The sequence below is a fragment of the Haladaptatus sp. T7 genome (genome assembly GCF_026008575.1).
Classification (GTDB): Archaea; Halobacteriota; Halobacteria; order Halobacteriales; family Haladaptataceae; genus Haladaptatus; species Haladaptatus paucihalophilus.
Window position 1 is genome coordinate 335,559 of the sequence record NZ_BROP01000002.1, and the last position, 19,459, is coordinate 355,017.

Consider the following 19,459-nt stretch of genomic DNA (forward strand, 5'->3'; position numbering starts at 1 on the left):
AGCCCGAAAAAGGTCACTGGTTCGACCCTTGGCTCGTCCGACTCGCGCTCGCCCGCCGGGTCGCCTCCGCGACGAACTCATCGGAGAGGGCGTCGATTTCCCCGGCCTGCACCCGCCAGAGGTCGGCGTAGAGGCCGTCGCCGTCGAGCAGTCGTTCGTGGGTGCCGCGTTCCACGATTCTCCCGTCCTCGATGGAGAGGATGGTGTCCGCGCCCTTCACCGTCGAGAGGCGGTGGGCGATGATGAACGTCGTTCGGTCCTCGGTCAACCTATCGAGACTGCGCTGGATGAGCATCTCCGTCTCGGTGTCCACCGCGCTCGTCGCTTCGTCCAACACGAGCAGTTCGGGGTCCGCGAGAATCGTCCGCGCGATGGAGATGCGCTGGCGCTGACCGCCCGAGAGTTTCACGCCGCGCTCGCCGACCCGCGTGTCGTAGCCGTCGGGCAGGTTGGTGACGAACTCGTGCGCTTCGGCGGCTTTCGCGGCCGCCTCGATTTCGTCGTCCGTCGCGTCGAACGCGCCGTAGGCGATGTTCTCCCGCACCGTCCCGTCGAACAGGAAGGTGTCCTGTCCGACGTAGCCGATGTGTTCCCGAAGGCTCTCGACGGTGACGTCGCGCACGTCGTGGCCGTCAACGCGAATCTCGCCGCCCGTCACGTCGTAGAGGCGCGGGAGGAGTTTGCAAATCGTGGACTTCCCGGCCCCCGTCGGACCGACGAGACCCACCGTCTCGCCGGGGTCGGCGGTGAAGGTCACGTCGGAGAGGACCTCTTGGCCGTCTTCGTAGGCGAAGTCCACGTGGTCGTACTTGACGCGGCCCCGAATCGAATCCAGTTCGACCGCACCGGGACCGCTCGTGATGTCGGGCGAAATCGACAGCAGGCCGAAGATGCGCTTGGTCGATGCCTTCGCATCCTCGTACCGGTCCACCACCTCGCTCATCTGGGTGAGCGGTTCGACCATGCGCTGGGTGAACAGGAGGAACGTGACGAGTTGGCCGACGTAGAGCGTGCCCGAAAACCCGAGCGGCGGGTCGGTGAGGAACCACAGTCCCCCCACGACGAACGTGGCGGCGAAGGCGACGGACGTGAGCAACTGCATGCCGGGACGGTAGACGAAGTTCATCCGGAGCGCCTGCCAGTCGCGCTTGAAATACTCGTAGGAGGCGCTCCGAACGCGCTCGTCTTCGAACGACTCGGTTCCGGAGGTTTTGATGACCTCGATACCGCCGAGGTTGTTCTCCAGTCGCGTGTTCAGGTCTCCAACCGACGACCGAACGTCCGCGTAAAACGCCTCGACGCGCTTCATGAACCACCACGTGAACAGGGCCGCGACGGGGATGATGGAGAGCGTGACGAGCGCCAACTGCGGGTTGATGGTGAAGAGAAGATATCCGATGCCGATGATGAGGACGAGCAGTTGGATGGCACTCCCCATCATGTTGTCGAGGAACAGTTCGAGGCGGTTGGCGTCGTTATTGAGGATGCTCATGAGTTCCCCGGTCTTGTGGTCGTCGAAGAACGTCATGTCGAGGCGCTGCATCCACTGATACGTCGCCGTCCGAACCTCGTGTTTGACGCGATGGGAGAAGAGGTTCAGGCTGGACGAGCGGGCGAAGTTGCAGACCGCGGCGAGGACCATCGAAACGCCCATTATTTCCGCCGAGAACCAGAACTGGTCCATCCGCGTCGTCGGAATCCACGCGTCCGGAAGGAGCGGCAGGGTGTACGCCCGCTTGCTGTAGAACACCGCGTCCAGCGCGACGCCGAGGACGAGCGGCGGGACGAGCGAGAGGAATCTGGCGGCCATGCTCGTCGCCAACCCGATGGCGAACCAGTGGAGGTGGTCGCCGCCGTATTCGGTGAACAGCCGAACCATCGGCCGCTCCACTGACTCGCCCAACTCGTCCGGGTCCACCTCGTCGGCGCTCATTTCGTGAACGCTTCAAAAGGGATTCATAAAGAGCCACGGGTTTCGGCAGACTGGGAAACGCAAGACATAGCGTTCGCCCGTCCCGAGAATCCACCCATGTCGTGGAAGGTGCTCATCGTCGCCGGGGTGTTCGAAGTCGCGTGGGCCATCGGATTGGAGTACTCCGACGGCTTCTCGAAGTTCTGGCCCTCCGTCGCCACCGTCGTCGCGCTCGTCGTCAGCATGGCGCTGCTGGCGAAATCCCTCCAGACGCTCCCCGTCGGGACCGCTTACGCCGTCTGGACGGGCATCGGCGCGGTTGGTACCGCGACGCTCGGCATCGTCCTGTTCGACGAACCCGCGGACCTCCTCCGGGTCGCCTTCATCGGCGTCATCGTCGTCGGCATCGTCGGCCTGCACCTCTCCTCCGGCGGGCACTGAGATGTGGACTCGTCGAAAGGAACCGAACACCCCCGGCGCGCGCTGGCGGGACGACGCGGCCGAGCGTGGCCGCGTCGTTCCGGTGAAGCGTGCGAGTGGATGACTGAGCGAATGCGAAGGAATCGGCTGGGGAGGGTGTGGCTGATGCGGTTGCGGTCGCGGTGCGGAAATTCATTGCCGCTCGGTAGTTGTAGTCACAGCGACAACAGAATCTTCTGACACCGAGCGTGGCGGGGGCTTTCGAGGTCTGCTTCTCAGTAGTTTCGATTCAGTCGCTCGCAACTGCAACACGTAGCGAGCGTGGTGGGGGCTTTCGAAAACGTAATCACGTACGTGTAGCGCCCTCAAAAAATTCGTCTCGTGGGAGTCCTCGAAGACTTCTTCACGACTGTATCTCCGCCGAAATCCCTTCTTCTCGTCCGACTCGGGTCAGTTCATGTTCTCGACGAAACTCGGGTGGGGGACGGGGCGCTCGTCCTCCCACTCCTCCAGATAGTCTCGAAGACGGTCGTGGGCCTTCCGCGCGCGGCGCTGGCGTTCGTCCTCCGAAATCTCCTCGCAGCCCTCCGGGACCTCGCGGTCGCGGTTGGTGAAGTAGCCCTCCGGCGTCACCCAGTCGTGGTAGAAGTCGGGGTTGGCGTCGTGGACGACGGTGATGCCGACTTGCGACCCGTGGCCCGCCGAGACGATGGCTTGGTGGTACTGCTCGGCGATTCGTCCGGCGGCGTAGACGCCCTCGACGTCGGTTCGGCCGTCGTCGTCCACCGGGACGTAGCGCTTGCTCCCCGAGTCTTCGAGGTCGAGGTCGAGTCCGTCGAGGTGCGAGGCGTCCGACCACGAGGTGACGACGACCCGTTCGGCGGAAATCGTCCCGTCGCCGTCCTCGCCGCCATCGTTGCTCCCACCGTCGATTTCCGCGACGAACGCGCCGTCGTCCGCGCGGTGTACGTCCGAGACCTTCGCGTCGAGGCGCGCGGACCCGGCGCGTTCGGCCTGCTCTTGGAGCATCAGGGAGAACAACCGCGAGTCGATTCCGGCGGGGAATCCGGGGAAGTTCTCCAGAATCGCGTTTCGATAGAGGATGGAAACGCCGTCGTTCACGACCAGCGTGTCGAGGTCGGCGCGAGCGGTGAACGTGGCCGCGGAGAGGCCCGCGACGCCACCGCCGATGATGAGTACGTCGTAGTCCGTCATGGTCGGAGGTTGTCGGTGCGGTGGTATAAACGACTGGATTGGGTACGTTCGTGCAGGTACCTCGCCGGAATGTTTACTTTCAGTCGAACAGAATCGAAACGCGTGGACCACCTCGAACTCAGTACCGTCGTCTACGTGCCGCCGGAGGAGGCCTACGAGTTCCTGCTCGACTTTCCGGGCTATGCGAACTACTCGAAACACCTCACGCAGGTCACGCACGAGGGTGACGGTGGGCCGGGAACCGAGTACGACATTCACCTCAAGTGGTGGAAGGTTCGGTACACCGTCCGCTCCGAGGTGACGGAACTCGACCCACCGAACCGCATCGACTGGAAGATAATCAAGGACATTCACGCCCACGGACACTGGCGCGTGGAGGAAGTCCCGGAGGAAGCGCCGGAGGGCGAGGAGACCGCCTCCCGTGTGTGGCTCTCCATCCACTTCGACGCCGACTCGGCGGATTCGGGGATGCTCAACCTCCCCGCGTTCGTCTCGCTCGGGTGGGTCGTGGGCAAGGTGAAACCGCTCGTGCTCTCGGAGGCCGAAAAGGTCGTCGAACGCATCGTCACGGACTTGGAGGGCGAACCGCGGCCAGTCGACCTCGAAATCCACGAGAAACCCAACGCCGTCTGATTTTCGCATCGACTCACTCGGCCTGTACGAGCAGGACCCCGGCGAGCACCGACGCGCCGCCGAGCACCGTCACCGGCGTCACCGGTTCGGCGAGTATCGCCGCGCCGAGCAGGAGCGTGACGACGGGTTCGATGGTACTGACGATGCTAGCGCGACTCGCCCCGATGCGGCCCAGTCCCGCGAAGAAAGTAAAGATGGGCAGCGCGGTTGCGAGCACGGCGATGGCCGCGACGATGAGCCACTGGCTCCCCGAATCCGGGACCGAGAGCGTCCCCGTCGCCGAACCGTAGACGAGGTACGCACAGGCCGCCGCGGGGAGGACGTGGGCCGTGAGCAGGTCAGCGGGCACGGCGTCCAGCGCGACCCTGCTCGCGGTGATGTAGCTCGCGTACACCACCGCGGCGGCGAGGACGACGACGATGCCGCGCGGGTCGGCACCGGCCGGGTCGCCGCCCGTGATGAGCGCGACGCCCGCCAAGGCGAGAACCAGCGCGACGCCGGTTCGGCGCGTGATGCGCTCGTCGAGGAAGAGCGCGGAGAGCACGACGACGATGACGGGATAGGTGTAGAGCAGGATGCCGACGAGTCCGGCGGTCAGAAACGAGAGGCCCCAGAAGTAGAGTCCGCTCATGGCCGCGTAGCCGAGCGCGCCCAGACCGAGGCCGACGAGCAGGGTCCGTCCCGAAAACCGTCGGAGTCGTCCGCGCACCGCGAGGCCCGCCCACACCAACGCGGTGGCGAGTACAAACCGGAAGAACAGCACGGTCGGAATCGACAGCCCCGCGCCCGCGGCAAGCTTGCCGAGGATTCCCAGCGTACCGAACCCGACGGCCGAGACGATGACCAACGCGGTTCCGAGGCGGTCGCTCATTCGACCGAGATTTCTCGCTTGCGGATAAAGGAGATTCGAAAGCGGTGAATCGACCGCGACGCGACCGGTTTCAGACCAGGCTACGCCCTTCGAGTTCGCTCGACGGGTAGTCGAGTTCCATCAGGTCGAGGATGGTCGGGGCGATGTCGAGGAGGTCCGTGTCCTCCGGGATTCGTGCGTTCGGGTCGTCCACGAACAGCGTCGCGTTGTCGAAGCTGTGCATGCCGTTGCGCGGCCCGACGCCGAACACGTCGTCGTGGCCCTTGAATCCGGCCTTCAAATCGAAGCCGTGGTTCGGGATGGCGACGAGGTCGGGTGCGATGTCCTCGTGGTCGCCGTCGAACGCCTGTTCTTTCTCCACGACGCGCCAGCAGACCTTGTTGCCGTCCGGCCCTTCGAGGTTTTCGAGCTTCTCTTTGAGTTCGGCGCGCTTCTCCTCGTACTCGTCCTGCGGGACGCTACCGCGCGGTTCGCGGCCTTCGAGATTGATGTAGAACCGACCCGGAATGAGCGAGTAGGCATCGGTGTCGTCGCTGATGTCGCCGAGTTCCTCGTGGTCGTCGTCCTCGTAGGAGAGCCAGCCTTCCTGTTCGAGCCACGAGTTGAAGTGAACCTCGTAGTTGAGGCTGGTGAAACCGTGGTCGCTGGCGACCATCATCGTCACGTCGTCCGGCAGGGAGTCACGGAGTTTCCCGAGGTACTCGTCGAGCTTTTTGTAGAACTCGATGAACTCCTCTTTGTACTCGCCGTCCTCCTCGTAATCCTTGAACAGGAAGTGGTTCACGCGGTCGGTCGTCATGAAGACGCCGAAAAAGAGGTCCCAGTCGTCCTGGTCGATGTAGTGCTGGAACGACTCGTAGCGCGTTTCGAGCGTCTCGTGTGCGTTCTGGATGAACTCGGATTTGTCGTCCTTGTGTCCCAGCTTCGCGTTCGCGTCGATGGGATAGTCGATGGACTCCAAGTAGTTCCGCATCTCGTCGGGGTAGGCACCCTTGTCGACGCCGGGCGAGAGGAATCCGGAAACCATGCGCTGGACGTTCCGTTGCGGTGGGAACGTGACGGGGACGTTCATCACCGTCGCGTCGCGGCCCGCGTCGGTCACGCGGTCCCAGACGCGCGTCGCCTGCACGTCGCGTCCCATCGGGACGTAGGTGTCGTACGAACCGTTTTCGCGGTCTTGGAACCCGTACACACCCGTATTTCCGGGGTTGACGCCCGTCGTGAGGGCTGGCCAGCAGGCGGAGGACTCCGGCGGCACGATGCTGTCGATCGCTCCGGCGCTCCCCTCGCTCGCCAGCGATGCGATGTTCGGGAACTCCGAGGCGTTTTCCTTGAGGAAGCTGTACGGCACGCCGTCGATGCCGAAGAAGGCGACCCGCGGAGCGTCGTCTCCACGGAGCCTATCGAATAGACCCATACGCCGCTCTACCACAGGCGACTACAAGAACCTTCGTTTCCATGCTACAACCTCTCAAGTTTTCGTTCACGAACTTTCGAACGCGGTGAACAACGCCTTCCGGGTGCTCGTGTCGATGAGCGAGTCCAGCGTGTTCGTGTGCTCGCTATCGACCCGTGCGAAGATGCCGAGCGACACCCGAGCGGTCGCGGCGTCCGCGTTCCCGCCCGTCGTCTCGCTCGCGTCGAACGCGCCGGTCAGGATATCCTCCGCGCTGGTTCGGACGTCCTCCGCGCGACAGGAGATGACGATGGTTTCCTCGTGGAGGCCGAACACGGCGGCCGTCGAGACGCCTTCGAGTCGCAGGAGCGAATCAGCGGCCTCCTCCAGCGCGCTCACCGAGGGGACGACGCCGACGTTCGCCACGGCGAAACTCGCCCGTCGTTCCCGACTCGCTATCGCCTCGCCGAGCACGTCGAAGGTGTCGCTGCTGACGCCCGGCGAGCGCAACTCCTCGATTCGCCCGAGGTCGGCGTAGGCGTGGAGGAACCCGGCGGCGTCGTAGTCGTTCGACCCGTTGGCCCGCCGGAACTCGCGGGTTCCGGCGCGGATACCGTACAACAGCGCGGTCGCCACGCGCTGGTCGGGAACGAATCCCATGTCGCGCACGAGTTCGGTCACGACCGTCGATGTCGCGCCGTCGTCCGTGCGCGTAATCGTGAGGATGTTCTCCTCCGCGGTCGGTCGGTGCCGGATGACGCCGACGACCGGGGGGTTGTTCGCCAGTCGGGGAACCGCACCGCCGCCGCCGATTGCGATTCCGCCGTCGCAGTTCGGGAGTCCTTCCCCGTTTTCGTCGAGAATCGTCACGTCGATATCGAAGATGTTGCAGAACGCCTTGCTGTCCTCGCCGGTTATCTCGCCCTCCGCCGCGATTCGCGCCGCAACGCCCCAGTCCTTACAGAGGGCTTGTACCCCGACCGCCGCCGCCAAGGAGTCGATACTCGGGCTTTCCGGGACGACGAGCGCGACGCGGTTCTGTCCGGCGACGACCTTCCGGAGCGACCCGGCCGATTCCGGGTTCTCGGTGCCACCCCACGACCGAAACTGAACGGCGTACAGCACGCCGCCGCCGGAGAGGAGCAAGAGAACGGCAGTGGCGACCGCTGGCATGTTTTCGGCGACGAATCCGGCGAGCATTGCTAACGCATAGCTCCTTCCACTCGTATATAATTTCGGGTGTATTCTATGGCATCTTTATGTGAGGTTGGTTCCAGAAGTAACGAATTCGGACGTAATCGGCCGGTAATCGACGGGTTTCAGCGGTTCCAAAAAAGTCGGGAACTGTTCGAAAAGCTGAACGGACTATGGAATCTAGTTGAAATTTTCGTCGTACAGCTCTTGGGAGTGTTCGATGGCGTCGTACGCCGCCTGTTTGTCCTCCCAGCCCAGCGTCTCGACTTCCTTTCCGGCTTCGAGGTTCTTGTAGGTGGAGAAGAATTCGTCGATCTCGTCCTTCGTCTGCTGCGGGATGTCCTCGACGTCCTCGATGTGGTCGAAGCGTGGGTCCTCGATGGGGACGGCGATGACCTTGTCGTCCTGTTCGCCGTCGTCGTCCATCTTCATCATGGCGACGGGGCGGGCCTCGATGACACAGCCGGGGAACGTCGAATCCTCGACGAGCACGAGCACGTCGAACGGGTCTTCGTCGTCGTAGTACGACTGCGGGATGAACCCGTAGTCACCGGGGTAGTGGACGTTGCTGTGGAGCACGCGGTCCAGCATGACACCGGGGATGTCCTTGTCGTATTCGTACTTGTTCCGGTCGCCTTTGAGACACTCGACAACTGCGTAGATTTCCTCGGGAGCGTTCGGCCCCGTTTCGAGGTCTTCCCAGAGATTCGTCATGGGTCGCTTGGAACTCGACGGGAAGACCAAAAAGTCCTTTCGGCATGGGTGTAAACAAGTGACTCGTACCCGTGAAACCACTCATAAGTGTGACACCCTTCCGCAATCCATGAGTGGCAGTTGGGTATTAAAATCGAACGAAAGAACGGAGAAACACCAAGAAACTTGAGAAGGGTTAAATATCTCGGTTACATATTTCGTCGTGTCAAAGCCAATGTCAGAGGCACAAACACTCACCGAAAGCAGTACCGCTCGCGACCTCACCGCGTTCCAGCGTAACATCCTCATCGTCCTCACCGAGGAACCGATGTACGGGCTCGCTATCAAGCGCGAACTCGAAAGTTACTACGACGAGGAAGTGAACCACGGCCGCCTGTACCCCAACCTCGACACGCTGGTCGAGCGCGGACTGGTCGAGAAGAGCGAACTCGACAAGCGGACCAACCAGTACGGTCTGACCCAAGCCGGTCTCGAAGCCGTCGAAGACGCGTTCGCGTGGTCGCTCTCGAAGTTCATCACCGACGACGCGCGTGCCGAAAAGGTCCGCGCACTCATCGAGCAGTCCGACTAACGCACTCGAACACGAGTTCGACCGATTCTTTTACCGTTTTTTTCTGTTCCGAAGTCGGCCACGCATTCCGCGGGAAGTACTCCGTCAGAAATTCGTCCACTTCGTCGTTCGTCGCCGACTCGACGGGTCGCGCGTAGTGATTGCCCATGAAGTCCGCGAAGGCCTCGGCGTTCGCGCCGTGGACGTCGCCGTATTCCTCTCGAACTCGCGCCGCAACGGCGCGGTTGTGCTCGTCGATTTCGTCCCAATCGTCCGGGTCGCCAGCGCCCGTCAGCGGGATTTCGACCGCGCGGTCCGTGTCCTCGATTCGCTCGACGCGAATGGTTCCGTCCTCGACCCACTCCTCGGGATGGAGGACCAGCACGGTTCTGGTGTCCTCTTCCCGAATCCGTGCGACGAAACCGTGGGTTTCGAGCAGCTGCGTCCGTTCCGTACGATATTGCTCCGCCTCTTCGCCCTCGCGGTCACGCGCGAGGTGGGTCAATCGTTCCGCCTCCGAAACCGTGTCGTCCGGCAGTTCAGCCATTGTCTAACGCCTCGTTTGCCAATTTGTCCGCGCGTTCGTTTACCTCTCGCGGAACGTGCTTCAGGGACCATTTGTCGAACTCCTCCAACAGCTCCCGGACGCGAACGCGGCGCTCGCGGAGTTCGGGGTTGTTCGTCTTCCACGCACCCGTCACCTGCTTGACGATGAGCTGGGAATCTCCTTTCACATCCACGGAGTCGAAACCGTAGTCGCGGGCCGTTTCGAGCCCCTCGATGAGCGCCTCGTACTCGGCTTGGTTGTTCGTCGCGCGTCCGATTCTCGTTCCGCCCTCCGCGGCGATTCCATCGCTCGTCACGATGACCCACCCGGTCGCGGCCGGGCCGGGATTTCCGCGACTGGCACCGTCGAAGTAGAGGTAGGCGTGCCCCCCCGCATCTCGAAGAATCGCCTCGATGTCCTGTGGATTCGCCCCCTGAATCACGAGCTTGTCGTCGTATGCGATGGCGACGGCGTCGCCGTGTCTCGCCCGCCACTCTTCGTACTCGGATTTGCCGTCCGAGACGATGACCCCGGCGTCGGCGAGCGTCCGGCGTGCCTCGTCCACGTCACACTCGATGACTGGCATTGCCGACACTCGTCCGTGTTCGAGTAAACAGGTTCCGGTCTCGCGGGAGTGATATGTGAGCGTGTGTCAGATATATATAGGTTTTGCCCAAGGGTTTAAATGTTTGGGAGTTACTACTATAAAAGTGCGATGACACGGTCCACTCGCCAGCGGGAGCGCCAACTCGAAGGGGAGCAAACGGCGAACGAACGAGAGGGAGAGCGTACTTGTCCTGAATGTGGGTCCGAAACGTTGATCAAAAGTACCGACCGTGCCGAACTGGTCTGTGACGACTGTGGGTTGGTCGTCGAGGAGGAACGGATCGACCCCGGCCCGGAGTGGCGTGCTTTTAATCATCAGGAACGACAGCAGAAGTCGCGCGTGGGAGCGCCGACGACGCAGACGATGCACGATAAGGGATTGACGACCACTATCGACTGGAAGGACAAAGACGCCTACGGTCGGTCTATTTCTTCCAAGAAACGCAGTCAGATGCACCGCCTGCGTAAGTGGCAGGAGCGCATCCGAACGAAGGACGCGGGCGAGCGAAACCTCCAGTTCGCCCTGTCCGAAATCGACCGCATGGCATCCGCGCTGGGTGTCCCGCGGTCGGTACGAGAGGTCGCATCGGTTATCTATCGACGGGCACTCAAGGAGGACCTCATCCGTGGTCGCTCCATCGAAGGCGTGGCAACGAGCGCGCTGTACGCCGCCTGTCGAAAGGAAGGGATTCCACGAAGTCTGGAGGAGATCTCCGAGGTTTCGCGGGTCGAACGAAAGGAGATCGGACGAACGTATCGATACATCTCCCAAGAACTCGGTCTGGAGATGAAACCGGTCGACCCGAAAAAATACGTTCCGCGGTTCTGTTCTGAACTCGAACTCAGCGAAGAGGTGCAGTCGAAGGCCAACAACATCATCGAAACCACCGCCGAAGAGGGATTGTTGTCCGGTAAATCGCCCACCGGCTACGCCGCCGCCGCGATTTACGCCGCCTCACTGTTGTGCAACGAGAAGAAGACGCAACGCGAAGTCGCCGACGTGGCACAGGTGACGGAGGTCACCATCCGCAACCGGTATCAGGAACAGATAGAAGCGATGGGAATCCACAGCTAACCGCGTCATCCTTCCGTTTTTGTCCCGTTCGAGCGACAGCCAGCGCGTTCCCGGCGGCCGTTTCCGTCCGATTGCCGAACGTTGAAGCCCCTCGCTTCCCTACGTTCCGTGGATGCGGTTGGACGAGTATATCGACGATTTGCGCCCGGACGAGGAGGAGCGCCGCCGCCGTCTGGCCGAGGAGAAGTCCTACGAGATTCTGGACTACGTGGACGACTTCGAGGACCGGTTTTCCGAGGTGGCGCAGGGCGATTCGCTCTTCGGAAGTACCTCGCCCTCGGTGTTCGTCGGCCGGTCGTCCTACCCGAACGTCTCGACGGGAATCCTCTCGCCGGTCGGCGCGGAGGAGAACGCCGCGGAGTTCGCCACCAGCGGCGATTGGTACCAGCGCGGCCTCGGCATCGATAACGTCCTCCAGTACCGGACCGGCCTGCTGAACTCGAACCGCTCCGCGAAGGTGAACGTGGACGACGTGTGGGACGGGTTCGTCGGCGTCCAGCGCGAAATCGCCATCGCCGACCGCCCGGTGGACGTGGAAATCGGCTTGACCGAGAAACTCGACTTGGACGTGAACGTGGACGACATCGCCACGCCGACCGGCCCGACGGCCCGCGCGTCCTCGGCGGATTTGACCGAGAACCCGCACGTTCCCCGCGCCGTGAAGAAGACGCTCGAAGACGACGACTGGCAGGCCCAAGGCGCGATGAACTACCTGTACCGCCGCGGGTTCGACGTGTACGACATCAACACCATCCTCTCGGCGGGGGCGTTGGGTCAGGGGCAGAACCGGAAACTCGTCCCGACGCGCTGGTCGATTACCGCCGTAGACGACACGGTGGGACAATACCTCCGCGGACGCATCCGCAACGCGCCGAGCATCGACGAGACGCAAGTGTGGGTGAACGAGTACATGGGCAACCGCTACTGGGTCATCCTCGCGCCGGGGCAGTGGGAGTTCGAACTCGTGGAGATGAAGGCTCCCGGAAGCATCTGGAACCCCTCGCCGACCGGCGACATCTGGATGGGAAGCGCCCACGAGGGATACGAAGGCAGAACGAGCTACGTCGATGAAACCGCCGGAGCGTACTACGCCTCGCGACTCGGCGTGCTGGAACACCTCGAAGACATCGGCCGACAGGCCAAGGCCCTCGTCCTCCGCGAGGTCAGCGACGACTACTGGGCACCCGTCGGCGTCTGGCAGGTGCGCGAGAGCGTCAGAAACGCCTTCGACGGTCGGTTCGGGGAGGCGGAATCGTTCCACGGGGCAGTTCGGGAAATCGTCCCGCAACTCCCGATTTCGATGAATTCCCTCCGCAGGAAATCCGAGATGGTCTCCGGTGTGCAGGCCAACCTCTCGGATTTCGCCCCGTGACTCACAACCACCCCGCTCTTCGGAAGTAGACGACCAGAATCGCGCTCATGAGGAACATGCCGAGCATCACCGCCGGATACCCGTAGGTCCAGCCCAGTTCCGGCATGTTGAACGGACCGTCTTGGAAGTTCATGCCGTAAACGCCGACCACGAGCGTCAGCGGGAGGACGATGGTGGCGACGACGGTCAGCTTCTTCATCACCTCGTTGGTCGAGACCGAGAGCATGTTGAGGTAGATGTCGCGCGCGCCGCCCGCCAAATCGCGGTACGTTTCGGTCAAGTCCACGAGTTGGACGAGGTGGTCGTACACGTCGCGGAAGTACTTCTCCGTCTCCGGGCGCACCTCCTCGGGGTCGCCGCGGGCGAGATAGCCCACGGCCTCGCGGGTCGGCCACGCGAGTTTTCGGAACGCGAGCAGTTCCCGCCGGACGCCGTTTATCGACTCCAGCGTCTCGATGCTCGTGTCGCTGATGACGGCCTCCTCGACGGCCTCTATCTGTTCCTCTATCTGGTCGAGCGCCGCGAAGTAGCCGTCCACGATGCCGTCACAGACGCGGTACGCCGTGAAGTCCGGCCCGCGGCCGACGATTCGCCGGTCGCCGTCGAGCGCGGCCCGCCAGATGCGCGAAACGGCGTCGATGTCGTACTCCGAGAGGGTGACGAGCCAGTCCTCGCCGACGAACACGCCCACCGGTTTGACGCGGGTCTCCTCCTCGAAGGTGGTTTCGCCGCGGGCGAGTTCGACCGTCTTGAGCAGGACGAACGTGTAGCCCGCGAACTCCTCCGTCTTCGGTCGAATCTCGTTTCTGATGTCCTCGACGGAGAGGTGGTGGATGTCGAACGCTTCCGCGACTCGTTCGAGTTCGAGGGGCGTGGCGTCGCTCGCCCGCACCCAGACGGTACCGGATTCGACGCGCGCGGATTGGAAGTCCTCGACCGTCTCGACTTCGCCGTCGGCGAACCGGAGCGATTCGACGGTCATTGGACGTCCTCCGGTTCGGCCGCGTTGGCGATGGCGGCGAGCGTGATGCCGACCATGATTCCCGTGATAGAGAACGCGCGCCCCGGATACGGCGCGGAGAGACCTATCAGATACCCCACCACCCCGAGGATGGTCAGGCCGAGTCCCGAAACGAGAGTTCGGTTCATACCGTCCGTACCGACAGAAGGGAGAAAAAACGTTGCCCGATTAGCCGCCGTGTTGGATACCGGAGAGCAGGCTGGAGACGCTATCGGATTCGTCGAGCCGCTTCGGATACACCGCGAGCACGACGATGTAATCGCCGTCGTGTTTGAACTTCGTCGCCTGAATCGTTACGTCCACGTTCGCGCCGTGCGAGCTGGCGGTTGCGGTGAATTCGGAGACCTTCGTGTTCGTCCCCAGCACCGTCACGTTCTCCGACCCGACGGTTCGGATGTCGTGGATGTTTCCGTATCCAGATACGAACTTCTCCACGAGGTCCCGGTTGTCGAACTTCGACAGCGGGTTGAACGATTTGGACGCTATCTTTACGTCGGGACTGCTGACGACGACGAAGGTCGCCGCCGTTCCTTCCGCGACGCCATCGATGCCGACGGTCTTTTCGTACTGTGCGACCCAGTTCGTCACCTTCACCTCGCGGCTCTGGCCCGCCGCTTCGAACGTCCGTTTCGCTTCGAGGGATTCGACCTTCGCTTTCTCGTAGCCCGTTTGCGACAGCGCGTTGTCGCCGACGGTCGCCTTCGTGGCGCTGACTTCGAGGGTGTCGCCGAGGATAAACCCGAGACAACCGCTCGTGAGGACGAGCGTCGCCAGTAACGCGCCTGCAATCAGTTTCCGGTTCATGTCTATCCCCGATACTCAACCCCCCAGTATAAGTCCGACGGCTACGGGAGCTTGAACGAAGGGCCGGAGTCGGAATCCTGAACATCGACGCCGAGCGCCTGTAAGTCGTCGCGGAGCGCGTCGGCGCGGTCGTAGTTCCCGGCGTCCCGCTCGCCCTCGCGGAGGTCGAGGACGAGTTCCACGAGGTCTTCGGCGAGTCGAACGTCGCCGCCCGCCTCTCCGCCGAGCGAGAAGCCCAGCACGTCGCCGCCGAGTTCCTCGAACGTCTCGACGGCCGATTTGAGGCCGTCGTAGTCGTACTCCTCGTGCGCATCCGCGTGGCGGTTGACCGCCGTCACGAGGTCGAGCAGGGCGGCGAGCGCGCGGCGGGTGTTGAAGTCGTCGTTCATCGCGTCCGCGAACTCCTCGTGGGTCTCGGTGACGGCTTGGCGCAACTCGTCGTCCTCGACCTTGGTTCGCGCGTCCGGGCCGTCGAGGGCTTCGACGGCGCGGTCGTAGCCGTCCGAGAGTCGGTCCCAGCGTTCGACGGCCTCGTTCACCGTTTCGTCGCTGAACGTCTGGCGGTTGGCGTAGGACGTAGAGAGGAGGAACATCCTGACGGCGTTCGCGCCGATCTCCGAAATCGCGCCGCGAACGGTGGAGTAGTTGCCCAAACTCGAACTCATCTTCTCGCCCTCGGTTTCGAGCAGGCGGACGTGGAGCCAGTAGCGGGCGAATTGGTGGCCGGTCGCGGCCTCGCTCTGGGCGATTTCGTTTTCGTGGTGCGGGAACACGAGGTCCTGTCCGCCGACGTGGATGTCGATGGTCTCGCCGAGGTGTTCCATGCTCATCGCCGAACACTCGATGTGCCAGCCGGGACGTCCCTCTCCCCACGGGGAGTCCCACGTCTGACCGGACGGATGGGACACCGCGTACTCCGTGTCGGGGTCGCGGTGTTCCTCGACGGCACCCTCGCTCACGCCGTCGGCCTTCCACAGGGCGAAGTCGCCGGGATGACGCTTCTCTCCGCGTTCGTCGCCCTCTCCCTGCGCCTCCATCTCCTCGACCCTCTGGTTCGAGAGTTTGCCGTAGTCCTCGAAGGTCGTGACGTCGAAGTACACCGAGCCGTTGGATTCGTAGGCGTAGCCCTTCTCCACCAACGTCTCGATGAGACCGGTGATTTCGGGGAGATGCTCGCTGACGCGTGGATACACGTCGGCCCGTTTCAGGTTCAGGTCGCGCATGTCGCGGATGACTTGCGTGATGAAGGTCCGTGCGACGTCGGCCTCGTCGTCGCCGAGGTCGTCCTCGCCAACGCGCGCCGTGATTTTCTCGTTCACGTCGGTGAAGTTCTCGACGTGGTGGACGTCGTAGCCGAGGTGTTCGAGCCATCGGTGCATCACGTCGGTGTGAATCCACCCGCGCGCGTGGCCGAGGTGCGCGAAGTCCGAGACGGTCAACCCGCAGTAGTAGAGGAGGACGGAATCGGGGTCGCCGGGTTCGAACGGCTCCCGCTCGCCCGTGAGCGTGTTCGTTACGAAGAGTGTCATAGGGAACGGTAGTGCCAGCAACCGTTTTAAATCGTCGGAAGCGACACCAACCGCCTCAATCGCCCCGTTCGGGAACGGCGTCCAACGCATCCTCGACGAACCGGACCGCGTTCGCGCCGTCGCGGCGCTCGACGACGACGACGACCAGCGACTCCGCGACCCCGGCCGCGACGACATCGACGTCCTCCGCCACGAGTCGGGAGAGGACGGAGGAAAACGCCACGCAGTCCACGTCACCGGCGGCGATGACGCCGGTCAACGACCCCGAATCGGGGGCGAACCCCGCGTCGCCGACGACGAGGAGCGAATCGGCGAGGTCGTCCGCTCGACCCAGGCCGCTCCGCATGGTGACGCGGGCGTCCCGGGAGCCGATTTCGTACGTCGGCAGTTCGTCGGCGAACCGCGAGAGCGCCGTCGAAACCGCGTCGGTGTCGTCGCCGACGTCTATTTCGTCCGCGAGGAACCGCGCGGCGGCGGTGTAGTTCACCACGTCCGCACGGAGCGCTTCGAGGAGGAACGGCCGTCGCCGAACCGCGTTTCGGGTGGCTTCTGCGAGTGACATTACCGACCAGCACGAGGAGTGCGGGAAAAAGGAATACGATTACCGGACGAGGAAGTACCCCGCGACGCCGATACCGACCAGCACCGTAATCGCGCCGAACAGCGCGAGGACCCAATCGACGAGGACGCCGACGCCGAGAACGAGCACCAGCGCCATAATGCCGAGGACGACGAGCGGGATGTTTCGCGCCAGCTCCGACGCATCGGTATCCGATTGAATCGGTTTCTGTCGGGGTTTCGAGAGGGACTCGTCCACCGGTATCGAGTCTTTCTCCGGGTCTATTTCGGCAATATCGACGTCCACGTAGGCCGTTTCGGCCCCGTATCCGGTCACGACTTTCAGCTTTCCGCGGGCGGGACCGTCGTGAACCGTAATCGGCACTGCCTCCGTCGAGTTGGCCTCGATGTAGTGATTCGTCGCGGACAGGGATGCCACGTCGGAGAGCTCGTCGTCCAAATGGAGGTGCACGTGAATCGGCGCACCGTGGTTTGCGAGCGAAACGCTGAACGAGTCGTCGGTTTCGAACGACGGTGCTACGTCGATGTGGTGAAGTCCGTCGCGGTTGATGTGTGTTAACAACGTTTCGGACACAGTGCACCTCCCTCTTGGGTTAGAGTAAAATACTCAACTATTAAAAGATTCAGGCCTCTCGCATGTCGGGCGGCAGGAGGTTCGGGATGCCGTCCTCGATGGGGTACTCCTCGCCGCACTCGGTGCAGGTGAGCGTCCCGAAGATTACTTCCTCGTCCTCTTCCTGTCGTGCGTCGAGTTCGAGTTCCTGTTTGTCCAGTGGACAGCAGATGATATCCATCAGGGATTTCTTCATGCCCGAGTCCACGAAGGGGGAGGCAAAAAGCGTGACGGGTTGTGCGGTTCGATGGTAGCGACTCGCGGTACCACATTCGTTCGACGACCGACGGCAATACTGATAGACGATCGTCATATGGTCGTCGTTTCTCTCGACGCGTGAAGGACGCGTCCCCGAACCGTCCTCGAACCCGTGGAGACGGGTATCCGAACTGCAGAACCGTGAAGGAACGTCGCACCGTACTCCAAACGGCGTGACCGGTCGATATCCGAACGACGTTGATACTGTCTCTCGACTGAGTACTTCGCTCTTTAAAATAACCAACAACACATAATATTCAATATTATATAATAGTAAATAATAGAAATTTTTAATACTATATTATAGAATTGTGTTGATGGAGGTGAGAAATGATGTTTGGATTTGGTCTTCAGATCTGGTGTGACTACCTCGGCTGCTAACAGGGTACCGTTGATACGATTATTTGGGGATTTTTTGACAGCGACACCAAAATGAAAATAGAGTAGCGAGAGCTCCGAGCGAACGGTAACTGTACCGGATACAGCGGGAAACGGAGAGAGGCGTCGATCAGTTCTCGAACGGGTGTTCGAGCACGACGGTATCCTCCCTGCTCGGGCCGATACCGACGGCGTAGATGGGCGCATCGAGTTCGTCGCTGATGTATTCGAGGTAGGTTCGCGCGTTCTCCGGAATCGCGTCGTAGCCCTCGTCAGCGACCTCACTCCAGTCCACTTCCGGCCAGCCGTCGAAGGAACGGAAGTTCGGCTCACAGCGACCCCAGCGCTCGGTCGTGGCAGGAATGGTGAAGATTTCCTCGCCATCGACATCGTAGCTGTATCCGACTTTCACCTCGTCGAGGCCCGCCAGCACGTCGATGTGATTGACGGCGAGACCGGTGAAGCCGCTCGCGCGGGCGGCGTGTCGGAGCATGGGCATGTCGAGCCACGCGACCCGGCGCGGTCGGCCGGTGACGGTACCGTACTCGCCACCTTCCTCGCGGATGTACTCGGCGAGGTCCTCGTTTTCGCCCGCCCCTTGTTCGTCGTAGTCGGGCGTGTCACCGACGACGCCGCCGAGTTCGGTCGGAAGCGGGCCGCTCCCGACGCGCGTGAGGTAGGCTTTCACGATGCCGATGATGTCGCCGTCGCCGATGACGCCGGGACTGAGACCCGTTCCCGTGGCGGCCCCGCCCGCGGTCGGATTCGAGGAGGTGACGTACGGGTAGTTACCGTGGTCGATGTCGATGAGGGTACCCTGTGCGCCCTCGAAGATGACTTCGTCGCCAGCGTCGAGGCGGGATGAGAGGAACTCCCCGGCCTCGACGGTCATGTTCTCCTCTTTCAGGCGCTCGCCGTAGCGCTCGTACTGTTCGTGGAGCGCATCGACGTCGAACGCTTCGCCGGTTTCGACGCCGTCGGATTCGTCCGACGAGCCTCCAATCGCTTCGCTCATGGAGACGCCGTATACCTTCTCGGCGAGTGCTCGCTTTTGAGGGACGACGTATTCGAGCTTCTCGCGGAGGAGTTCGGAATCGAGTAGGTCGCCGACGCGGATGCCGCGTCGACCGGCTTTATCCTCGTAGGTCGGGCCGATACCCCGACCCGTGGTTCCCACCTTGCGGTCCGAATCGCTTTTCACGTCTTCCTCGATACCGTCGAGGACGCGGTGGTACGGGAGGATGACGTGCGCGCGGCGCGCGAGTCGAACGTCGGGGTCGAGTCCCCGCTCGCGGAGCGTGTCTATCTCGTCGAACAGCGTGTCCGGGTTCACGACACAGCCGTTCCCGAGGACGCCGACCTTTCCGCGGACGACGCCGCTGGGAACGAGGGAGAGCTTGTATTCGTTGCCACCCTCGACGACGGTGTGGCCTGCGTTGTCGCCGCCCTGATAGCGAGCAACAACGTCAGCGGACGCGCCGTAGAGGTCTACGACGCGGCCTTTGCCTTCGTCGCCGAGTTGCGAACCGACGATGGTTACGGTCATACCGGAGGTGATTTCTCCCGCACCTCGTAAACCGATTACGGTCTTCGAAGCAAGATGATGCACGAACGTGTGCATTTCGGTGGCGACTGAGCGCCGATTCTAGCAATTTCGACGACATTCTGACGGACGATTCGGAAGTGTTAACTCGTCTCAAGAGAAAGATTCGTTCTACGTTTCTGCTTGCGATGCGGACAATAACCTTTAAAAGGCTCTAAGACAAGTTAAC

At 62.5% G+C, this 19,459-nt stretch carries 21 protein-coding genes; 5 read left to right on the forward strand and 16 right to left on the reverse strand.

Going from position 1 to position 19,459, the window contains the following annotated elements; translation table 11 throughout:
* Positions 1-13: 13 nt before the first annotated feature.
* Positions 14-1,933, reverse strand: a complete 1,920-nt coding sequence (locus OPC11_RS07835; protein WP_264781532.1) for an ABC transporter ATP-binding protein — start codon at positions 1,931-1,933, stop codon at positions 14-16.
* Positions 1,934-2,029: 96 nt separating this feature from the next.
* Between OPC11_RS07835 and sugE the strand changes: the two genes are divergently transcribed.
* A complete protein-coding gene (sugE, locus tag OPC11_RS07840) occupies positions 2,030-2,353 on the forward strand; it encodes a quaternary ammonium compound efflux SMR transporter SugE (RefSeq protein WP_007978662.1) in 324 nt (107 codons plus the stop codon).
* A 429-nt stretch (positions 2,354-2,782) separates the two neighbouring features.
* On the opposite strand, the gene OPC11_RS07845 is transcribed toward sugE, so the two are convergent.
* A complete protein-coding gene (locus OPC11_RS07845) occupies positions 2,783-3,547 on the reverse strand; it encodes an FAD-dependent oxidoreductase (RefSeq protein ID WP_264781533.1) in 765 nt (254 codons plus the stop codon).
* A 102-nt stretch (positions 3,548-3,649) separates the two neighbouring features.
* Between OPC11_RS07845 and OPC11_RS07850 the strand changes: the two genes are divergently transcribed.
* Positions 3,650-4,180 (forward strand): SRPBCC family protein, encoded by a 531-nt coding sequence (locus tag OPC11_RS07850; protein ID WP_007978658.1) that lies wholly within the window; start codon positions 3,650-3,652, stop codon positions 4,178-4,180.
* 13 nt (positions 4,181-4,193) lie between these two features.
* Here OPC11_RS07850 and OPC11_RS07855 read toward each other — a convergent pair whose 3' ends face one another.
* The 4 genes from OPC11_RS07855 to OPC11_RS07870 form a co-directional block, all read right to left on the reverse strand.
* Positions 4,194-5,051 (reverse strand): EamA family transporter, encoded by an 858-nt coding sequence (locus OPC11_RS07855; RefSeq protein WP_264781534.1) that lies wholly within the window; start codon positions 5,049-5,051, stop codon positions 4,194-4,196.
* Between the two features lie 70 nt (positions 5,052-5,121).
* A complete protein-coding gene (locus OPC11_RS07860) occupies positions 5,122-6,468 on the reverse strand; it encodes an alkaline phosphatase family protein (protein WP_007978653.1) in 1,347 nt (448 codons plus the stop codon).
* A gap of 66 nt (positions 6,469-6,534) precedes the next feature.
* Positions 6,535-7,647, reverse strand: coding sequence for a bifunctional oligoribonuclease/PAP phosphatase NrnA (locus OPC11_RS07865; protein ID WP_264781535.1), 1,113 nt, complete (start codon positions 7,645-7,647; stop codon positions 6,535-6,537).
* Positions 7,648-7,821: 174 nt separating this feature from the next.
* Positions 7,822-8,355, reverse strand: coding sequence for an inorganic diphosphatase (locus tag OPC11_RS07870; protein WP_007978649.1), 534 nt, complete (start codon positions 8,353-8,355; stop codon positions 7,822-7,824).
* 214 nt (positions 8,356-8,569) lie between these two features.
* Here OPC11_RS07870 and OPC11_RS07875 point away from each other — a divergent pair, with 214 nt between their 5' ends.
* Entirely contained in the window at positions 8,570-8,926 is a 357-nt protein-coding gene (locus OPC11_RS07875; RefSeq protein ID WP_007978646.1) for a PadR family transcriptional regulator, read from the forward strand.
* Here the strand turns inward: OPC11_RS07875 and OPC11_RS07880 are convergent.
* A complete protein-coding gene (locus OPC11_RS07880; RefSeq protein WP_264781536.1) occupies positions 8,907-9,452 on the reverse strand; it encodes a rnhA operon protein in 546 nt (181 codons plus the stop codon). The two genes, OPC11_RS07875 and OPC11_RS07880, sit on opposite strands and share 20 nt — an antisense overlap.
* Entirely contained in the window at positions 9,445-10,038 is a 594-nt protein-coding gene (gene rnhA / locus OPC11_RS07885; protein WP_264781537.1) for a ribonuclease HI, read from the reverse strand. The genes OPC11_RS07880 and rnhA overlap by 8 nt, the downstream gene beginning before the upstream one ends.
* 129 nt (positions 10,039-10,167) lie before the next feature.
* Here rnhA and OPC11_RS07890 point away from each other — a divergent pair, with 129 nt between their 5' ends.
* Both OPC11_RS07890 and nreA read left to right on the forward strand, forming a co-directional pair.
* The gene (locus tag OPC11_RS07890; RefSeq protein ID WP_026177694.1) at positions 10,168-11,133 is read left to right on the forward strand and encodes a transcription initiation factor IIB; all 966 of its coding nucleotides are present in this window, start codon (positions 10,168-10,170) and stop codon (positions 11,131-11,133) included.
* Positions 11,134-11,245: 112 nt separating this feature from the next.
* Positions 11,246-12,505 carry a DNA repair protein NreA gene (gene nreA, locus OPC11_RS07895; protein ID WP_007978640.1) on the forward strand — a complete coding sequence of 420 codons (1,260 nt, stop codon included), beginning with the start codon at positions 11,246-11,248 and terminating at the stop codon, positions 12,503-12,505.
* A gap of 1 nt (position 12,506) precedes the next feature.
* Here nreA and corA read toward each other — a convergent pair whose 3' ends face one another.
* From corA to OPC11_RS07935, 8 genes are all read right to left on the reverse strand, one after another.
* Positions 12,507-13,487 (reverse strand): magnesium/cobalt transporter CorA, encoded by a 981-nt coding sequence (gene corA / locus OPC11_RS07900; protein ID WP_007978638.1) that lies wholly within the window; start codon positions 13,485-13,487, stop codon positions 12,507-12,509.
* On the reverse strand, positions 13,484-13,654 hold the full coding sequence (locus tag OPC11_RS07905; protein ID WP_264781538.1) for a hypothetical protein: 171 nt from the start codon (positions 13,652-13,654) through the stop codon (positions 13,484-13,486). The genes corA and OPC11_RS07905 overlap by 4 nt, the downstream gene beginning before the upstream one ends.
* 40 nt (positions 13,655-13,694) lie before the next feature.
* Complete coding sequence (locus OPC11_RS07910) at positions 13,695-14,330, reverse strand: DUF6517 family protein (protein WP_264781539.1); 636 nt, start codon at positions 14,328-14,330, stop codon at positions 13,695-13,697.
* A 41-nt stretch (positions 14,331-14,371) separates the two neighbouring features.
* Complete coding sequence (cysS, locus tag OPC11_RS07915) at positions 14,372-15,859, reverse strand: cysteine--tRNA ligase (RefSeq protein WP_264781540.1); 1,488 nt, start codon at positions 15,857-15,859, stop codon at positions 14,372-14,374.
* 55 nt (positions 15,860-15,914) lie between these two features.
* Positions 15,915-16,421, reverse strand: a complete 507-nt coding sequence (locus OPC11_RS07920) for a hypothetical protein (protein ID WP_264781541.1) — start codon at positions 16,419-16,421, stop codon at positions 15,915-15,917.
* Between the two features lie 39 nt (positions 16,422-16,460).
* Positions 16,461-17,012, reverse strand: coding sequence for a hypothetical protein (locus OPC11_RS07925; RefSeq protein ID WP_007978630.1), 552 nt, complete (start codon positions 17,010-17,012; stop codon positions 16,461-16,463).
* Positions 17,013-17,061: 49 nt separating this feature from the next.
* Entirely contained in the window at positions 17,062-17,247 is a 186-nt protein-coding gene (locus tag OPC11_RS07930; protein WP_026177693.1) for a methytransferase partner Trm112, read from the reverse strand.
* Between the two features lie 570 nt (positions 17,248-17,817).
* Positions 17,818-19,233, reverse strand: coding sequence for an adenylosuccinate synthase (locus tag OPC11_RS07935; RefSeq protein WP_264781542.1), 1,416 nt, complete (start codon positions 19,231-19,233; stop codon positions 17,818-17,820).
* Between the last annotated feature and the right edge of the window lie 226 nt (positions 19,234-19,459).